Raw genomic sequence first — 14630 nt, 5'->3', positions numbered from 1 at the left:
GGATTGTCCTGCAATGCCGTTGCGGATCAACCGAAGCGGCCGGTAATGTAGTCTTCGGTTTCCTTGCGGTGCGGCTTGATGAAGATCTTCTCGGTCTCGCCGAACTCGATCAGCTCGCCAAGGTACATGTAGGCGGTATAGTCCGAGCAGCGCGCGGCCTGCTGCATGTTGTGGGTGACGATCACCACCGTGTACTCGTCCTTCAGTTCGGCGATCAGTTCCTCGATGCGGCCCGTGGAAATCGGGTCGAGCGCCGAGCACGGCTCGTCGAGCAGCAGCACTTCGGGGCGGATGGCAATGCCGCGCGCGATGCACAGGCGCTGCTGCTGGCCGCCCGACAGGCCGTAGCCCGACTGGTGCAGCTTGTCCTTGGCCTCGTTCCACAGCGCGGCCTTCGACAGCGCCCACTCCACGCGGTCGTCCATTTCCGAGCGTGACAGCTTTTCGAACAGGCGCACCCCGAAGGCGATATTGTCATAGATCGACATCGGGAACGGCGTCGGCTTCTGGAACACCATGCCCACCTTGGCGCGCAGCAGCGAAATGTCCTGCTTGCTCGTCAGCAGGTTCTCGCCGTCCATGTTGATCTCGCCCTCGGCGCGTTGCTCCGGGTACAGCGCGAACATCTTGTTGAACGTGCGCAGCAGCGTCGACTTGCCGCAGCCCGACGGGCCGATGAACGCCGTGACCTTGCGGTCCGGGATCGACATGTTGATGTTCTTCAGCGCGTGGAACTGGTTGTAGTAGAAGTTCAGGTTCCGCACGTCGATCTTGGCGCGCACGGTATCGGGAATATCGATGACGGTAGAGGTCATGCTGATGTCTCGCTTGAATTCGGTAGTCAGGTCAGGCGTTGTGCGTGGCGCCGCTTATTTCTTGAACAGGACGCGTGCCACGATGTTCAGCGCCAGCACCCCGACGGTAATCAGGAACACGCCGGCCCAGGCCAGTTGCTGCCATTCGGTGAACGGGCTCATGGCGAACCGGAAAATCGTCACGGGCAGGTTGGCCATCGGCTTGTTCAGGTCGGCGCTCCAGAACTGGTTGGACAGCGCGGTGAACAGCAGCGGCGCGGTTTCGCCGGCAATACGGGCCACGGCCAGCAGCACGCCGGTCACGATGCCAGCGTACGACGACTTGACCGTGATCGACATCACCATCTTCCACTTCGGCGTGCCCAGGGCCACCGCCGCTTCACGCAGCGCGTTCGGCACCAGGTTCAGCATGTTCTCGGTGGTGCGGACCACGATCGGGATCTGCAGCAGTGCCAGCGCACACACGCCGGCCCAGCCCGAGAAGTGGCCCATGCGGGTCACCACCAGCGCGTAGACGAACAGGCCGATCACGATCGACGGGGCCGACAGCAGGATGTCGTTGATAAAGCGGGTGAACGAGGCCAGGGGCGATTTCTGGCCATATTCGGCCAGGTAGATGCCAGCCAGGATGCCCAGCGGCGTACCGACCAGCGTCGCCACGCCCACCAGCACGAAGCTGCCGAAGATGGCATTCGCCAGGCCACCGCCGGCGGTGTTCGGCGCCGGCGTCATCTGCGTGAACAGGTCCAGCGACAGGCCGCCCACGCCCAGCGAGATGGTGGTCCAGAGAATCCACGCGAGCCAGAAGAGGCCGAACCCCATGGCGCCCAGCGAAGCCGTCAGGGCGAGGGCGTTGGTACGACGGCGGGCACTCTGGAGCCGGGTGCGGACCGCTTCGGAATCGGGACGGACGGCGGGAATGGATGACGTGGACACGGCTTGACTGACTTGGTTCATTTGCCACCCTCATTCTTTGCAAGACGCAGCAGCAGGATCTTGGACAGGGCCAGCACCACGAACGTGATGAAAAAGAGGATCAGGCCCAGTTCCATCAGCGCGGCGGTGTGCAGGCCGGCACCGGCTTCGGCGAATTCGTTCGCCAGCGCGGAGGTGATGCTGTTGCCCGGCGAGAACAGCGACGCGCTGTCGAGCAGGTTGGTGTTGCCGATCACGAACGTGACGGCCATGGTTTCGCCCAGCGCGCGGCCCAGGCCCAGCATGACGCCGCCGATCACACCGGCACGCGTATAGGGCAGCACCACGCGCCACATCACTTCCCACGTGGTGCAGCCGATGCCGTAGGCGGACTCCTTGAGCAGCACGGGCGTGACTTCGAACACGTCGCGCATCACCGAGGCAATGTAAGGGATGATCATGATCGCCAGGATCACGCCCGCGCACAGCAGGCCGATCCCCAGCGGCGCGCCCTGGAACAGCTTGCCGATCACCGGCACCTGCCCCACCGTATTGGCGAGCGGCTTCTGGAAATACTCGCCGAAGATCGGCGCGAACACGAGCAGGCCCCACATGCCGTAGACGATGGACGGCACTGCGGCGAGCAGCTCGATGGCGGTGCCGAGCGGCCGGCGCAGCCACACGGGCGACAGCTCGGTGAGAAACAGGGCGATGCCGAAGCTGACCGGCACGGCGATGATGAGAGCGATCAGCGAGGTCACCAGCGTGCCGTAGATCGGTACGAGCGCGCCGTACACGTCGGCGGGCGGATCCCATTCGGCGGTCCACAGGAACGACAGGCCGAACTGCTTGATCGATGGCCATGCGCTGATGGCGAGCGACACGATGATGCCGCCGAGCAGCAGCAGGGTGACGATGGCGGCGCCGCGGGTCAGGCCACCGAACAGGATGTCGCCAAGGCGGCTGGGAGGCCGGACGGCTGGAAGATCGGACGTAGTCGCCATGATGGGAATCGGTAGGTGGAACATGTGCCGCGGTGGCGCCAGGGCCACCGCGGCCCCGTCACGCCGCGCCCGTTCCGCCATGGGGCGGTCCGCGCTTGCGTGCCGGGCCGTACTTCAGTACAGCAACAGCTTAGTACAGGGCCTTGCCCGAACCGTCCTTGATGCTCTGCTTCCAGGTCGCGCGGATCTGGTTGGCCACGGCGTCCGGCAGCGGCACATAGTCCAGGTCCGAAGCCATGGCACCGCCGCTCTTGTAGGCCCAGTCGAAGAACTTCAGCACTTCCTGGCCCTGGGCCGGCTTTTCCTGGTTCTTGTGGACCAGGATGAACGTCGCGCCAGCGATCGGCCATGCGCCCTTGCCCGGCTGGTTCGTCAGGATCTGGTAGAACGTCTTGTTCCAGTCGGCACCGGCAGCGGCGGCCTTGAAGGCGTCGTCGCTCGGCTGCACCACTTCGCCTGCCGCGTTCTTCATCGTCAGGTACGTCATCTTGTTCTGCTTGGCATAGGCGTACTCGACATAGCCGATCGCGCCATTCAGACGCTGCACGAAAGCGGCCACGCCTTCGTTGCCCTTGCCGCCCGTGCCGCCACCCGGCCAGTTCACGGTCGTGCCCTCGCCTACCGAGCTCTTCCAGTCATTGCTGACCTTCGACAGGTAGTTCGTGAAGATGAACGTCGTACCCGAGCCGTCGGCGCGGCGCACCGGCAGGATGTCCTGGCTCGGCAGCTTGGCCTTCGGGTTCAGGGCCTTGATCGCGGGATCGTCCCACTTCTTGATCTTGCCCAGGTAGATGTTGGCCAGCACGTCGCCGGTGATGGTCAGCTCGCCCGGCTTCACGCCTTGCAGGTTGATCACGGGCACCACGCCGCCGATCACGGTCGGGAACTGGATCAGGTTGCCCTTGGCCAGTTCGTCGTCCTTCAGGGGCGCATCCGAAGCGCCGAAATCGACCGTCTTGGCGTTGATCTGCTTGATGCCGCCCGACGAACCGATGGATTGATAGTTGACCTTGTTACCCGTCGCTTTTTGGTAGGCGTCAGCCCACTTGGAATACACGGGCGCCGGGAAAGAAGCGCCTGCACCGGTAATTTCCGCCGCGAACGCAGTACCCGCCACCACAATCGACACGATGCCTGCCACGGCAGTCTTGACCAGCTTCATATGTCCTCCAGAGAACATTGGTTGGGAATGACAAATTTTTGACAAGGCGAACTGTATGCTGCTTGTATGACAGTTCCATGACATCCCGAAATCTTCTTCAAAGACCCCGCCAACAGGCCGATATTCCCCACCCGTCACGAAACCGCCTTCTCCCCGTGCTTTAATCGCCACTCCTCTACCGGTAACGTTTGCATCACATCGCGGCGAACCCTATGTCGGTTAATTGCATAAAAAGAGAAAAAGCAAACGCCACGGACCGAGGGCCGTGGCGTCGATGAGGTGCAAGGGGTCGCCGGGACCCCGCGTGAGGATCAGGCGGCGCGCAATGCGTCGGCCAGCGTCTGTGCGGCGCGCTCGGCGGTCTCCACCTGTTCGGCCTCCACCATCACCCGCACCACCGGCTCGGTGCCCGAAGCGCGAATCAGCACGCGGCCACGGCCTTCGAGTTCAGGCTCGATCTGGTCGCGCGCCGCCTTCAGGCCGGCGTGGCTCTGCCAGTCGAAGCCCTTCTCGACACGGACGTTGATCAGCGTTTGCGGGAACAGATGCACGCCGTCCAGCAGTTCCGCCAGCGTCTTGCCGCTACGGCGCAGCGCGGCCAGTACCTGCAGCGCGGACACGATGCCGTCGCCCGTTGTGTGCCGATCCAGACACAAAAGGTGGCCCGACCCCTCGCCGCCGAGCTGCCAGCCGCGCTTCTTCAGTTCCTCCAGCACGTAGCGGTCGCCGACCTTGGCGCGAACGAAATCGACGCCCAGCCGCTTGAGCGCCAGTTCCACGGCCATGTTGGTCATCAGCGTACCAACCGCGCCCTCGACCTTCTGGCCGGACGCCTGACGGTCGCGCACGATCAGGTACAGCAGCTCGTCGCCGTTGTAGAGCCGGCCCTGCGCGTCCACCACCTGCAGGCGGTCAGCGTCACCGTCGAACGCCAGGCCGACGTCCGCACGATGGGCGCGCACCGCTTCGACGAGCTTTTCGGGCGCGGTCGCGCCATAGCCCGCGTTGATGTTTCGCCCATCCGGCTGATTGCCGATCGGAATCACCTCGGCGCCGAGCTCATGGAACACATGCGGTGCGATGTGGTAAGCCGCGCCATGCGCGCAGTCCACCACGACGCGCAGCCCGTGCAGGTCCTGCTCATAGGGAAACGTGCTCTTGCAGAACTCGATATAGCGGCCGGCAGCATCGTCGATACGCTTGGCGCGGCCCAGATCCTCCGAGCGCACGCACATCATCGGCTCTTCCAGCAGCGACTCGATCTTCGCCTCCACCTCATCGGGCAGCTTGTCGCCCGAGGCCGAAAAGAACTTGATGCCGTTGTCGTAGTAGGGATTGTGGCTGGCCGAAATCACCACCCCGGCCGCCAGGCGCAGCGCGCGCGTCAGGTAGGCGATGGCAGGCGTCGGCAACGGCCCCGTCAGGCGCACGTTGACGCCCGCGGCCGTGAAACCGGCCTCCAGCGCGGCTTCGAGCATGTAGCCCGAGACCCGCGTGTCCTTGCCGATCAGCACGGTCGGCCGGCCTTGCGACGTCTTTTGCCCCAGCGCCAGCACCTTGCCGGCGGCATAGCCCAGCCGCATCACCACATCCGGCGTGATCGGCACCTCGCCAACCCTGCCTCGTACGCCATCCGTCCCGAAATACTTGCGTGTCATTTGATCATTCTCCTTGCTGCCCCTGCGGGACAACTGACTCATGGCGGATCGCCCACCAGACCTTGAGGGCGTCCACGGTTTGTTCTACGTCATGCACGCGCACGATATATGCGCCTTTCTCTGCGGCGCAGACCGCCGCAGCAATGCTGGCCGCCACCCGGCCCTGCGGCGGCTTGCCGCCGACGATGGCGCCCAGCGTCGATTTGCGCGACAGCCCGGCCAGGATCGGCAGCCCGTCGATTGCCAGCCTTGGCATTTGCCCGAGCAGGCGCAGATTATGATCCGGCGTCTTGCCAAATCCAAATCCCGGATCGAGCGACATGCGCGAATCGTCCACGCCCGCCGCACGCAGGGTTGACACCCGCTCGCGCAGGAAATCCGCCACTTCCGCCACCACGTCGGCGTACTGCGGGTCTTCCTGCATGGTCTGGGGATCGCGCTGCATGTGCATCACGCACAGCGCCGCCTGCCCCGCCGACACCGCCTCGACGGCGCCGGGCATGCGGAAGCCCCAGATATCGTTGATCAAATCGGCTCCGCCCGCCAGTGCGGCCCGCATCACCTCGGGCTTGTACGTGTCGATGGACAACGGTTTGCCGCAACCGGCCAGCGCCTCCACGATCGGCATGACGCGGTCGAGCTCCTGATCCAGGGGCAATGCCGCCGATCCCGGCCGGCTCGATTCCCCGCCGATGTCGATCAGGTCGACACCCTCGGCAATCATCTGCTCGGCATGGCGCAGCGCCGCGTCGCGCGAGGCGTGCTGGCCACCATCCGAGAACGAATCGGGGGTCACATTGAGGATGCCCATTACCAGCGGGCGGCGATTGCGGGCAAATCGATAACGCCCGCACTGGAAGAACTCAGTCGGCAAGATGTCCACCTGAAAAACAAAAAGCCGGCGCACCAGGCACCGGCTTCGGAGGCTATCAGAATCCGCTGCGTTTGGAACCGTTGCAAACGGTCTGTTACGCGGCGGTGCAGCCCAATTACACCGTATCGTCGACGCGCGCCGTGGCAGGCGCATTGGTCGGGGCTACGGGCGAACCACCCGGCGGCGTGCTGCCGCCACCGCTCGGACCCTGCAGGCCACGCGGCGGGCGCGGCGGCTTGCCGGCCATGATGTCGTTCACCTGATCGGCGTCGATCGTTTCCCACTCCATCAGCGCGTTGGTCATGGCTTCGACCTTGTCGCGGTTCTCTTCGAGCAGGCGCTTGGCCAGCGCGTATTGCTCGTCGATGATGGTGCGGATTTCCAGATCGACCTTCTGCTGCGTGGCTTCCGATACGGTCTTCGACGACAGCTTGCCGAACATGCCGTCCTGCTCGGTATCCACGTAAACCATGGCACCCAGCGAATCGCTCATGCCGAAACGGGTCACCATGTCGCGGGCGATCTTGGTGGCGCGTTCGAAGTCGTTCGAGGCACCGGTGCTCATGGCGTTGAGGAAGACCTCTTCGGCAGCACGTCCGCCGAACAGGATCGCAATTTCCTCAAGCATGTTGTCCTTGTACTTCGAATACTTGTCGTGCTCCGGCAGCTGCCAGGTCACGCCCAGCGCCCAGCCACGCGGCATGATGGTGACCTTGTGGACCGGGTCGGCCTTCGGCAGCAGCTTGGCAACCACCGCATGGCCGGACTCGTGGTAAGCCGTGGCCTTGCGCTCTTCTTCGCGCATGACCGTCGACTTGCGCTCCGGACCCATGTAGATCTTGTCCTTGGCGTCCTCGAAGTCCTGCATGTCCACCACGCGCTTGTTGCGGCGGGCGGCGAACAGCGCAGCCTCATTGACCAGGTTGGCCAGGTCGGCACCCGAAAAGCCCGGGGTACCCCGCGCGATGACCGATGCATCCACGTCGTTGCCAATCGGCACCTTGCGCATATGCACCTTCAGGATCTGCTCGCGGCCGCGGATGTCCGGCAACCCCACGTAGACCTGACGGTCGAAACGTCCCGGACGCAGCAGTGCCTTGTCCAGCACATCGGCACGGTTGGTCGCGGCGATCACGATCACACCCGAGTTGGCTTCGAAGCCGTCCATCTCGACCAGCATCTGGTTCAGCGTCTGCTCGCGCTCGTCGTTACCGCCGCCCATGCCGGCGCCACGATGGCGGCCGACCGCGTCGATTTCGTCGATGAACACGATGCAGGGTGCCTGCTTCTTGGCGTTCTCGAACATATCGCGCACGCGGGCAGCACCCACGCCGACGAACATTTCGACGAAGTCGGAACCCGAGATGCTGAAGAACGGCACCTTGGCTTCGCCGGCGATGGCACGCGCCAGCAGCGTCTTGCCGGTACCCGGCGGGCCAACCAGCAGCACGCCACGCGGAATGCGGCCGCCCAGCTTCTGGAATTTCTGCGGATCCTTCAGGAAGTCGACCAGTTCGACCACTTCCTCCTTGGACTCGTCGCAACCGGCCACATCGGCGAAGGTCACCGCGTTCTGGTTCTCGTCGATCAGCCGCGCACGGGACTTGCCGAACGAGAAGGCACCGCCTTTCCCGCCGCCCTGCATCTGCCGCATCATGTAGAACCAGAAGACGATGATCAGCAACGTCGGTCCCAGGTAGTACAACGCCTGGACCAGTACGTTCGGCTCGTCATCGGCCTTGCCGGTCACCTGGACGCCGTACTTCATCAGGTCGCCGACCATCCAGATATCACCCGGCGAGATGATGGTGTACTTGGCGCCTTCCTTCGGGGAGACCACCAGGTTACGGCCCTGCACGTCCACGCGCGACACCTTGCCGTTCTTGGCGTCATCCATGAACTGCGAATAGGTGACACCGTCCTGGGCGCGTGGTTTGTCGAACTGCTTGAAGACGGTGAACAATACCAGCGCGATCACGAGCCAGATTGCCGCCTTTTGAAACAGGTTGTTATTCAAGGCCGAACTCCTTTGCAATTGCCTTGCCAACGGATAGCTGCATTGCATTGTAATGCAGCGCCCGTCCCCACAGGGAAATCTGATTCTATGAGCCTGATAGTGCCCGAGCCGTCCAATCCGGGCAAGCGGGACAATGCCCGGCACAAACCCGGATACCCCTGCTTTCGTGGGGGTGGCCGCACACCGTCATGCATCCTGTCAGTCCACTGATTTCAGGTAACGCCCAAGAATAAAGGTTTCTGAAGACTTGTCGCGCGACGCCTTGGGCTTGCGCTTGGCGACAACCTTGAACTGACGCTTGAACTTCTCAACGATCTGGCTGTAGCCGGACCCGTGAAAACACTTGACCAGCAACGACCCCTCGGGCTTCAGGTGAGCCTGCGCAAATTCCAGCGCCAGATCACACAAATACTCGATCCGCGCGGAATCCGCCGACGCCACACCGGACAAATTGGGGGCCATGTCCGAGATAACAAGGTCGATTCTCGACCCGCCGGACGCCTCCAGCACCACCTTTTCGAGTTCCCGGAACACTTCCTCCTCCCGGAAATCACCCTGGATGAATGTCACATCGGCCACGGGCTCCATCGGCAGGATATCGATGGCCACCACGGCACCGTCCGGCTTGCCGTCCCGTGCACGGGGCGACGCCGCCAGCTTGTTGCGGGCATACTGGCTCCAGCTGCCCGGCGCGGCGCCCAGGTCGACAATGACCGAGCCGGGCTGGATCAGCTTGTCCTGGTCGTCGATCTCCTTGAGCTTGTAGGCCGCACGGGCGCGATAGCCCTCCCGCTGCGCCAGCTTCACATAGGGATCGTTAATGTGGTCGTGAAGCCACGACTGGTTGAACTTGTTCTTGCCCTTGGCCATTAATGAGACTTGCCTTCTGGCGGGAAAATCCGGCTGCACGGCCACAATTCAGGGCCGAGACGCAGTATTTCTCCCGATTTGGTGATCTTTGCCGCCTGCCGGCGACCTTTTTTTGCAGGGTTGACGGATAATACGCGCCAATCCGAAATTTGCTGCTCCAATGCCCGCTCTACAACTGATCTCCGCCCAACGTTCCGAACTGCGCTCGCGCGCCCACGGCCTCAATCCCGTGGTCATGATCGGCGCGGAAGGCCTGACCCCCGCCGTCCTGGCCGAAATCGACCGCAGCCTCGCGGCACACGACCTGATCAAGATCCGGGTATTCGGTGACGAACGCGATACGCGCATCGCCATTTACGACGCCATTTGCGACGAACTGGACGCCGCGCCGATCCAGCATATCGGCAAGCTGCTCGTCATCTGGCGTCCGGGCCCTGCCCGCCTCAAGGAAAACCAGCCGGACGACATGGGCGCTGCCCGCCGTCGCCTCGGTACCGGCGCCGCGCCGCGTACCGTCATGGTCCGCAAGGCCACCGGCTCGACCCAGCGCCGCGCGCCCCGCACCGCCGTCAAGGTGCTCGGCAATGAACGTGTGACGCAGGCTGGCAACGTCAAGCGAGCCCGCGCACGGCCCACCAGCCAGAAAAAGAAGTCGCTGGGCTGACCGGCAGAATCAGATTGGCCACGGGTCAATCGGTTCCCTGACACAGCAAGAAAGGCGGCCATGGCCGCCTTTTTCATTCCCCGAAACGCGCGGGACGTTCTCGCTGCCTTACTCTCCCGCCCCGCGTGGCGCACTGGCCCGCCACACCAGCACCAGCGCCAGCAGGCTTTGCAGCAGGTAGAACACGCTCGACACGCCATGCAGCATGCCGAACTGGCTCTTGTACGGCGAGTCGGACACGCCCAGGTTCATCGCCTGCGCCTTGACCTTGAGCCCTTCCATGAACGGCTGCAGGCCGAAATAGCCCGCCAGCACGCACACCAGCATGGCCAGCACGATCCAGCGCAGCGCGCGGTAACGCGCGGCGCCCCGGCGGATCAGCACATTGCACAGCACCAGTTGCAGCACGCCGACGGTGACCCCGAGGATCGCCTCATAGCGGAACAGGTGCCCGGCAATCATGCCCGCCGTCTCGCGGCTGGGCAGCACGGCGAACAGCGTGGGCGCCACCATGTAGCCCACCGTCCACAAGCTGCCTGCCCAGACCACGGTCAGCAGCAGGAAGATGCGGTGCGGCAGTGGCGGCAGATTCGAGTACGAAGACGAGAACACCCGTGCCCCGCCGCGTCAGATGTAACGGACGGTGATGACTTCGTATTCGCGTTCGCCGCCCGGGGCCAGCACGGTGGCGACATCGCCCTCGAACTTGCCGATCAGGGCGCGTGCAATCGGGGAACTGACCGAAATCTTGCCGCTGTCGAGGTCGGCTTCGTCGTCGCCGACGATCTGGTAGCTCACGGCCTTGCCCGATTCCAGGTCTTCCAGGTCCACGGTGGCGCCGAAGACGATGCGGCCGTCGGTGTCGAGCTGGGTCGGGTCGATAACCTGGGCGGCGGACAGCTTGGCCTCCACCTCCTGGATACGGCCTTCGATGAAGGCCTGCTTTTCCTTGGCGGCGTCGTATTCGGCGTTTTCCGACAGGTCGCCCTGGGCACGCGCCTCGGAGATGGCGTTGATCACCGCGGGACGTTCGACGGCCTTGAGGCGCTGCAGCTCTTCCTTCAGGAGTTCAGCGCCACGCTTGGTAATCGGAATGGTGCTCATGTCTCGTTCAACAAAAAAATGAGCCGCAGCGGAGCTGGAACCATGCTCCGGCAGCGATTCTGCCGGTCAGCACTTCCGCTCGACCGCGGCTTTCAGATGGGATCGAACCGGCACCGGGGTGCGGATCGATCAGCGAATTCGACGTAGTTTAGGCCAGAACTGCCGCCGGTTTCAACCCGGCGGCAGTGCCGCGGCACGGGGTATTCCCCCCGCACCGCAGCATTGGCGGCACTGACGGGCCTGGATCAGGCCAGTTGCTTGTGCAGGCCCTGCAGGTCGTAGACCTCCAGGCTTTGCATGTGCTTCAGGCCTTCCACGGCGGCGTTGGCGCCGGCGATGGTGGTGTAGTACGGCACGCGGTTGGCCAGCGCGGCGATCCGGATCGAGCGCGAATCGGCAATGGCCGTGCGCGTCTCGTCCACGGTCGTGAAGACCAGGGCCAGTTCGCCGTTCTTGATCATGTCCACGATGTGCGGACGGCCGTCCTTGACCTTGTTGACCACGCGGACCGGAATGCCGGCGGCCTCGATGGCCGAAGCCGTGCCGCGCGTGGCAACGATCGGGTAACCCAGGTCGTGCAGCATGCGGGCCACGGTGACGGCGCGCGGCTTGTCGCTGTCCTTCACCGTAATCAGCACGGTGCCCTTTTCGGGCAGGCGCGAACCGGCCGCCAGCTGGCTCTTGAACAGGGCTTCGCCGAACACCTTGCCCACGCCCATCACTTCGCCGGTGGAACGCATTTCAGGTCCGAGGACCGGATCCACGCCCGGGAACTTGTTGAACGGGAACACGGCCTCCTTGACGCTGAAGTACGGCGGCACCACTTCGGCGCCGATACCCTGCGAATCCAGCGACTGGCCCGCCATGCAGCGCGCGGCGATCTTGGCCAGCGACAGGCCGGTGGCCTTCGACACGTACGGCACCGTACGCGACGCACGCGGGTTCACTTCCAGCACGTAGACGACGTCTTCGCCGTTCTTCTGCTGGATCGCGAACTGCACGTTCATCAGGCCGACCACGTTCAGCGCCTTCGCCATGGCGGCGGTCTGGCGCTTGAGTTCGTCGACCGTTGCCTGCGACAGCGAGTACGGCGGCAGCGAGCAGGCTGAATCGCCCGAGTGCACGCCAGCCTGCTCGATGTGCTCCATCACGCCGCCGATAAACACGCGCTGGCCGTCGCACAGGGCGTCGACGTCGCACTCGATCGCGTCGTTCAGGAAGCGGTCCAACAGCACCGGCGAATCGTTCGAGACCTTCACGGCCTCGCGCATGTAGCGTTCCAGGTCGCGCGGCTCATGCACGATTTCCATCGCGCGGCCGCCCAGCACGTACGACGGGCGCACCACCAGCGGATAACCGATTTCTTCGGCCAGGCGCAGGGCTTCGTCCTCGGCGCGCGCCGTGCGGTTCGGCGGCTGGCGCAGGCCCAGGTCCTGCAGCAGCTTCTGGAAACGCTCGCGGTCTTCCGCGGCGTCGATCATGTCCGGGCTCGTGCCGATGATGGGCACGCCGTTGGCTTCCAGGTCCAGCGCCAGCTTCAGCGGGGTCTGGCCGCCATACTGGACGATCACGCCGACCGGCTTTTCCTTGTCGACGATTTCCAGCACGTCTTCCAGCGTCAGCGGCTCGAAGTACAGGCGGTCCGACGTGTCATAGTCGGTCGACACGGTTTCCGGGTTGCAGTTGACCATGATGGTCTCGTACCCGTCTTCGCGCAGCGCCAGCGCGGCGTGCACGCAGCAGTAGTCGAACTCGATACCCTGGCCGATCCGGTTCGGGCCACCGCCCAGCACCATGATCTTCTTGTTGGCGGTCGGTTCCGCTTCGCACTCGCCATGCTCGGCTTCATACGTGCCGTACATGTAAGCCGTGTTGGTGGCGAACTCGGCCGCGCAGGTGTCCACGCGCTTGTAGACCGGGCGCACGTTCTGCGCCACGCGCGCCTCGCGCACGGCCTTGGCGTCGGTCTTCAGCAGGCGGGCCAGGCGGCGGTCCGAGAAGCCCTTCTGCTTCAGGAAGCGCAGTTCGGCGGCCGACAGGCTTTCCAGCGTGCGGTTGCGCACCAGGCCTTCGGTCTTGACGATGTCTTCGATCTGGGCCAGGAACCACGGATCGATATCGGTCTCGGCGTGCACTTCTTCCAGCGACATGCCCAGGCGGAACGCGTCGCCCACGTACCAGATACGGTCCGGGCCGGCTTCGCCGATTTCCTCGACCACTTCGTCGCGGTCGGTGGACTTCTCGTCCAGGCCGTCCACGCCCACTTCCAGGCCGCGCAGCGCCTTCTGGAACGATTCCTGGAACGTACGGCCCATGGCCATCACTTCACCGACCGACTTCATCTGCGTGGTCAGGTGGCTGTCGGCGGCCGGGAACTTCTCGAACGCGAAACGCGGCACCTTGGTGACCACGTAGTCGATCGACGGCTCGAACGACGCCGGGGTCTGGCCGCCGGTGATTTCGTTCTTGAGCTCGTCCAGCGTGTAGCCCACGGCCAGCTTGGCCGCGACCTTGGCGATCGGGAAGCCCGTGGCCTTCGAGGCCAGTGCCGACGAACGCGACACACGCGGGTTCATCTCGATCACGATCATCCGGCCGTCCGCCGGGTTGATCGAGAACTGCACGTTCGAACCGCCGGTGTCGACGCCGATCTCGCGCAGCACGGCCAGCGACGCGTTACGCAGGATCTGGTATTCCTTGTCGGTCAGCGTCTGGGCCGGGGCCACGGTGATCGAGTCACCGGTGTGGATGCCCATCGGGTCCAGGTTTTCGATCGAGCAGATGATGATGCAGTTGTCCGCCTTGTCGCGGACCACTTCCATCTCGTATTCCTTCCAGCCGAGCAGCGATTCCTCGATCAGCAGCTCGCGCGTGGGCGACAGGTCCAGGCCGCGCTTGCAGATCTCTTCGAACTCTTCGCGGTTGTAGGCGATGCCGCCGCCGGTGCCGCCCAGCGTGAACGACGGGCGGATCACGATCGGGTAGCCGGTGGAGCCGGTTTCCTGGGCGATGCGCGACTGCACGGCCACGGCCTCGTCCATCGAGTGGGCGATGCCCGACTTGGCCGAACCGAGACCGATCTTGGTCATCGCGTCCTTGAACTTCTGGCGGTCTTCGGCCTTGTCGATGGCTTCCGGCGATGCGCCGATCAGCTCCACCTTGTACTTGTCCAGCACGCCATGGCGATGCAGGTCCAGTGCGCAGTTCAGCGCGGTCTGGCCGCCCATGGTCGGCAGGATGGCGTCGGGGCGCTCCTTCTCGATGATGCGCTCGACCACTTCCCAGGTGATGGGCTCGATGTACGTCACGTCGGCCGTGTTTGGGTCCGTCATGATGGTCGCCGGGTTCGAGTTGACCAGGATGACCTTGAAGCCCTCTTCGCGCAGCGCCTTGCAGGCCTGTGCGCCGGAGTAGTCGAATTCGCACGCCTGGCCGATGATGATCGGGCCTGCGCCGATGATTAGGATGCTCTTGATGTCTGTGCGCTTTGGCATTGCACGCTCTCTTTATTGGCCGGTCCGCAAGTTCCCGCGGGCCGTACCGGATA

12 protein-coding genes are annotated in these 14630 nt (G+C 64.1%); 1 reads left to right on the top strand and 11 read right to left on the bottom strand.

Features of this window, described 5'->3' with window-relative positions:
* Positions 1-26: 26 nt before the first annotated feature.
* The 8 genes from pstB to AC3G88_RS03855 all read right to left on the bottom strand — a co-directional run bounded on the left by pstB (position 27) and on the right by AC3G88_RS03855 (position 9315).
* Positions 27-815 (bottom strand): phosphate ABC transporter ATP-binding protein PstB, encoded by a 789-nt coding sequence (gene pstB, locus AC3G88_RS03890; RefSeq protein ID WP_061959259.1) that lies wholly within the window; start codon positions 813-815, stop codon positions 27-29.
* 54 nt (positions 816-869) lie between these two features.
* Positions 870-1772: a phosphate ABC transporter permease PstA gene (pstA, locus tag AC3G88_RS03885; protein ID WP_488770396.1), complete on the bottom strand. Its 903-nt coding sequence runs from the start codon at positions 1770-1772 to the stop codon at positions 870-872.
* Positions 1769-2734: a phosphate ABC transporter permease PstC gene (gene pstC, locus AC3G88_RS03880; protein ID WP_153945333.1), complete on the bottom strand. Its 966-nt coding sequence runs from the start codon at positions 2732-2734 to the stop codon at positions 1769-1771. Before pstC ends, pstA begins: the two co-directional genes overlap by 4 nt.
* A gap of 130 nt (positions 2735-2864) precedes the next feature.
* Positions 2865-3896, bottom strand: a complete 1032-nt coding sequence (pstS, locus tag AC3G88_RS03875) for a phosphate ABC transporter substrate-binding protein PstS (RefSeq protein ID WP_400391291.1) — start codon at positions 3894-3896, stop codon at positions 2865-2867.
* A 311-nt stretch (positions 3897-4207) separates the two neighbouring features.
* On the bottom strand, positions 4208-5554 hold the full coding sequence (glmM, locus tag AC3G88_RS03870; RefSeq protein WP_153945335.1) for a phosphoglucosamine mutase: 1347 nt from the start codon (positions 5552-5554) through the stop codon (positions 4208-4210).
* Between the two features lie 4 nt (positions 5555-5558).
* Positions 5559-6428, bottom strand: a complete 870-nt coding sequence (gene folP, locus AC3G88_RS03865) for a dihydropteroate synthase (protein ID WP_488770770.1) — start codon at positions 6426-6428, stop codon at positions 5559-5561.
* 115 nt (positions 6429-6543) lie between these two features.
* Positions 6544-8445 (bottom strand): ATP-dependent zinc metalloprotease FtsH, encoded by a 1902-nt coding sequence (gene ftsH / locus AC3G88_RS03860; RefSeq protein WP_092594158.1) that lies wholly within the window; start codon positions 8443-8445, stop codon positions 6544-6546.
* A gap of 198 nt (positions 8446-8643) precedes the next feature.
* Positions 8644-9315 (bottom strand): RlmE family RNA methyltransferase, encoded by a 672-nt coding sequence (locus AC3G88_RS03855; protein ID WP_153945337.1) that lies wholly within the window; start codon positions 9313-9315, stop codon positions 8644-8646.
* Positions 9316-9475: 160 nt separating this feature from the next.
* On the opposite strand from AC3G88_RS03855, the gene AC3G88_RS03850 reads away from it, so the two are divergent.
* Positions 9476-9979, top strand: a complete 504-nt coding sequence (locus tag AC3G88_RS03850) for a YhbY family RNA-binding protein (RefSeq protein WP_092594160.1) — start codon at positions 9476-9478, stop codon at positions 9977-9979.
* A 108-nt stretch (positions 9980-10087) separates the two neighbouring features.
* Here AC3G88_RS03850 and AC3G88_RS03845 read toward each other — a convergent pair whose 3' ends face one another.
* The 3 genes from AC3G88_RS03845 to carB all read right to left on the bottom strand — a co-directional run bounded on the left by AC3G88_RS03845 (position 10088) and on the right by carB (position 14577).
* Positions 10088-10591 carry a DUF4149 domain-containing protein gene (locus tag AC3G88_RS03845; RefSeq protein ID WP_249641092.1) on the bottom strand — a complete coding sequence of 168 codons (504 nt, stop codon included), beginning with the start codon at positions 10589-10591 and terminating at the stop codon, positions 10088-10090.
* Positions 10592-10606: 15 nt separating this feature from the next.
* The gene (greA, locus tag AC3G88_RS03840) at positions 10607-11083 is read right to left on the bottom strand and encodes a transcription elongation factor GreA (RefSeq protein ID WP_092594162.1); all 477 of its coding nucleotides are present in this window, start codon (positions 11081-11083) and stop codon (positions 10607-10609) included.
* A 245-nt stretch (positions 11084-11328) separates the two neighbouring features.
* Positions 11329-14577 (bottom strand): carbamoyl-phosphate synthase large subunit, encoded by a 3249-nt coding sequence (carB, locus tag AC3G88_RS03835; RefSeq protein ID WP_488770397.1) that lies wholly within the window; start codon positions 14575-14577, stop codon positions 11329-11331.
* Positions 14578-14630: the final 53 nt, after the last annotated feature.

This window comes from Cupriavidus sp. 86D6, from assembly GCF_057815095.1.
This window is presented reverse-complemented; position numbering and strand designations above follow the sequence as displayed.